The sequence below is a fragment of the Virgibacillus siamensis genome (assembly GCF_039522605.1).
In the GTDB taxonomy this organism is placed as follows: Bacteria; Bacillota; Bacilli; order Bacillales; family Amphibacillaceae; genus Lentibacillus; species Lentibacillus siamensis.
Window position 1 is genome coordinate 1 of sequence record NZ_BAAADS010000031.1, and the last position, 3,589, is coordinate 3,589.

Annotated in this window: 5 protein-coding genes; 4 read left to right on the top strand and 1 reads right to left on the bottom strand. The window is 33.7% G+C overall.

Annotated elements, in window-relative coordinates:
- Nucleotides 1-394: 394 nt before the first annotated feature.
- Nucleotides 395-1,378 (bottom strand): glycerophosphodiester phosphodiesterase, encoded by a 984-nt coding sequence (locus ABD010_RS18215; protein ID WP_343816486.1) that lies wholly within the window; start codon nucleotides 1,376-1,378, stop codon nucleotides 395-397.
- A gap of 253 nt (nucleotides 1,379-1,631) precedes the next feature.
- Between ABD010_RS18215 and ABD010_RS18220 the strand changes: the two genes are divergently transcribed.
- The 4 genes from ABD010_RS18220 to ABD010_RS18235 form a co-directional block, all read left to right on the top strand.
- The gene (locus ABD010_RS18220; RefSeq protein ID WP_343816489.1) at nucleotides 1,632-1,799 is read left to right on the top strand and encodes a hypothetical protein; all 168 of its coding nucleotides are present in this window, start codon (nucleotides 1,632-1,634) and stop codon (nucleotides 1,797-1,799) included.
- Nucleotides 1,800-2,005: 206 nt separating this feature from the next.
- A complete protein-coding gene (locus ABD010_RS18225; RefSeq protein ID WP_343816492.1) occupies nucleotides 2,006-2,458 on the top strand; it encodes a MarR family winged helix-turn-helix transcriptional regulator in 453 nt (150 codons plus the stop codon).
- A gap of 18 nt (nucleotides 2,459-2,476) precedes the next feature.
- Nucleotides 2,477-2,995: a spermidine/spermine N(1)-acetyltransferase gene (gene paiA, locus ABD010_RS18230; RefSeq protein WP_343816495.1), complete on the top strand. Its 519-nt coding sequence runs from the start codon at nucleotides 2,477-2,479 to the stop codon at nucleotides 2,993-2,995.
- Between the two features lie 28 nt (nucleotides 2,996-3,023).
- Nucleotides 3,024-3,589 (top strand): FMN-binding negative transcriptional regulator (locus tag ABD010_RS18235; RefSeq protein WP_343816498.1); only part of this gene is annotated, 566 nt, incomplete at its 3' end.

A 3,589-nucleotide genomic window follows, 5' to 3' on the forward strand; every position in this document is an offset into this window, starting at 1 on the left:
AAGGAGCTCAAGAACGTACTGTTTTCATTTCATCTGGTGCACTTATTTTCTTCTTGGCATTATAAGGATTTTTAAATGTCCACTAAGGTGATTGTAAATATTACACGTATCTTGTAGGGATTTCCCTATAGGCATACTTCAAAAATACCAACTAATATCAGAAAATACCTATTCAAGAAAATAGGGCGCTATTCCTTAATCAGGAGTAGCGCCCTATGCATATAAGGACCATTTTCGGAAAATAAATTTTAAGAAAAGAAAGGTGGATTAAAGAATGAGCGAACATAATACGAAAGTCATCCATCAATTTTAGAAAACAAGCGCAAGGGTTTGGGTTTTCCGACTAGAAAGCTGTTTTTATGCCGAAGTCGGAGGTTTATTAAATTCCTCTGATCTATTTTATATTTTTTAAAACATTAGAAAGTTTGTCAGGGTAATTCGTAAACATACCTGTTACTCCCCACTTGATCAATTTCTCCATTCGATTTTTCTTATTAATCGTGTAGGCGTGAACCAACAGTTTATTATTCCTAGCCTGCTGAACAAATTGTTTACCTACAACAGATTTACCTTTGTAGAAAACATTTGAACCAATTCCTACTGCGTATTGATTAATTTCCTTCCATATTTTTGGTCCAATCTCATTCGGAGATGGTGTTACGCCTTTCCATTCCTTTAAATCCCCGTTCTTGCTTGGAGTATACCAAAGCAACTGAATAAGGGGGATATTTGGATTTATTCGATGAACTTTTTTCAAGCTCTTAGGGCTGAATGATTGAATAATAACATTTTTCGTTTGAGGGTCCTTATCTATCAGGTCATATTTTTTGAGTAACTCTATTAATTTATCCACCATTCCAGGATAAATTTCAGGTGATTTTGTCTCAATATAATAGTTTACATTTTTACCATAATGCTGGAAAATCCCCTCCAGTGTGGGAATTTTAAGCCCCTTGTATTTATCTCTTGCTTTTTTGGGGTACTTTTTATTAAACCATGATCCCGCATCTAGCTTTTTGATTTCATCAAGCGTCATATTGGTTATTTTTCCGGTACCGTTGGTAGTACGGTTAACCTTTTTGTCATGTATGGCAACAAGTTTTCCATCCTTGGTCATATGAATATCTATTTCTATATAATCCGCATTCATAGATTTTGCAGTGTTATAGGCTTTAAAAGTATTTTCAGGTGCATAACCGCTTGCACCTCTGTGAGCAATAACCAAAAAATTGTCTCTCTCTTGCTGTTGATTCTCCACTTCTTTTTTTTTATGTACGTCCTTTGTAACATTTGTATTGCCGCTTTTAGTTGTGCAACCTGTAGCAATCAGTAATACGAAGATTGCTAGAGTATAAATTAATATACGATGTTTTTTCATGATGTAATTAATTCTCCCTTCCGTGTTAGTAGAGTTTCCAGTTTGTTTGCTAAAGACCTATGCTACGGGGTAGGTGATCAATTTGTTAAAATAATTAAATAAATTTTTAACAAATTAAAAAAAGGCAATAACAATTATACTATAAACAGTTTAACTGTCAAATTGCATAGAAAAAACAAGCTATTTTACAACTTCACATATTTATTTGGGTACTTGTTTGAGCTTAGTATATATGAAAGAAGAAGGAAAAAGTTTGAAAAAAACACCTCGTCTTACTTCGGGATTCGGGCAGTATGACAGTGAAGATCTGGTAATGAAACATTTAGGAGAAGATATTACATACGAGGCATTTTGGGAAAAAGTGCTTAAAATGTGTATTGAAGCTGCAGGTTATTTATATAGTTGTGAGGAATTAAACTAGGATAAGTGGCTGTTTTTAAAATCATTACACCATTCTTCCATAAAAGGGCGCGATTCTGTAGCGAGAATTGTGCTCGTTTTTCATTTAAAAAAGGGTAACAGGCAGATTTATTAAGATGATTTGCATTTTTGTTGCAAATACAGCAAAAATAATATAAGCTGAAATTATAAATATTGTTGCAAAATCAACAAAATTGGAGCTGAACAATGAAGGATATACTTCGTGATATTGGAATCATTGCAAGGTCATTAGATTCAATAAGCAATATTGAGTTTAAGGAACTTGACCTTACCAAAGGGCAATTTTTATATCTTGTGCGAATATGTGAAAACCCCGGAATTATTCAAGAAAAGTTAGCAGAGATGATAAAAGTCGACCGGACAACTGCAGCCCGTGCCGTTAAAAGACTCGAAATCCAAGGTTTTATTGAAAAAAGAGACGACGAAACAAATAAAAAAATTAAAAGGTTGTTGCCTAAAGAAAAAGGGGAAAACGTTTATCCCTTTTTAAAAAGAGAAGGAGAACACTCGAATAAAATTGCATTGTCTGGAATGACTTCGGATGAGATTGATACATTTCATGCACTTCTTCAAAGGGTCAGAGAAAATGTGGAGGTTGACTGGGAATACGTTAAAAAGGGACACAAACGTGACTATTGAGAGGAGAGAATACTTTAGATGTCTATCATTATCAATGAATGCATATTTGAGGATGTAAAAACACTTCAAGAAATTAGTTATAACACGTTTCATGAGACTTTTTCTCATATGAACTCAGAGAAGAATATGAATGCTTATTTGGAAAATGCCTTTAACACAAAAAGGTTAGAAGAAGAAATATCGAACCCCTATTCAACGTTTTTTTTAATATATTGTAATGAGGTACTCGCAGGTTATTTAAAAGTAAATGTCAATGGAGCCCAAACAGAAGATATGGAGGAAGAAGCACTGGAAATTGAAAGGATCTATATTAAGAAAGAGTTTCAAAAAAATGGACTTGGGAAGGATCTTTTAAATAAGGCATTGAAAGTCGCAAAAGACCAAAATAAAAAGAAAATTTGGTTAGGAGTATGGGAAAACAATGTGGTTGCGATCCATTTCTATCATAAGATGGGATTTGTTAAAACCGGCACTCATTCTTTCTACATGGGAGATGAACAACAAACAGACTTCATTATGATGAAAACAATTGAGTGAATAACTTAAATGATGGGAGCTTGATTATATGTTTATTCCTTCACGTTTCTTAATTCAGGACGACGAGAAAATTTATCAGATTATAGAAGAGTATGGATTTGCTACTTTATTTTCGTGGCATGAAGGAGAACCTACTGCAACACAGATACCTTTAATGCTGGATAAAGACAGGAAACATCTTTATGGTCATTTTGCGCGATCGAATCCTCAATGGAAAGATATAAATAAACAGAGGGTTCTTGCTACCTTTCATGGTCCACACTGTTATATTTCATCGTCTTGGTATGAGACAAATAGGGCAGTACCTACATGGAATTATATTACTGTACATGTTAATGGGCATGTTGAACTTATTAATGGAAAAGAACTAAAGGACTCATTAAGTAAACTTGTATTAAAATATGAAGGTTCAGATAGCTCATATCAATTAGATGAAGTCAATCCTAAATATATTGAAGGTCAGACCAAAGGGATTGTGGGTTTTAAGATAAAGGTCGATAAAATGGAAGGTAAAGCGAAACTAAGTCAAAATCATTCGAGAGAACGACAAAAGTTAGTTATTCATGAGCTTGAAAAATCTGAACATGAAGACGA

Coding starts and splice junctions, on each gene's coding strand:
- ABD010_RS18225 (WP_343816492.1), top strand. CDS start 2,006: ATGAAGGATATACTTCGTGATATTGGAATCATTGCAAGGTCATTAGAT.
- ABD010_RS18215 (WP_343816486.1), bottom strand. CDS start 1,378: ATGAAAAAACATCGTATATTAATTTATACTCTAGCAATCTTCGTATTA.
- paiA (WP_343816495.1), top strand. CDS start 2,477: ATGTCTATCATTATCAATGAATGCATATTTGAGGATGTAAAAACACTT.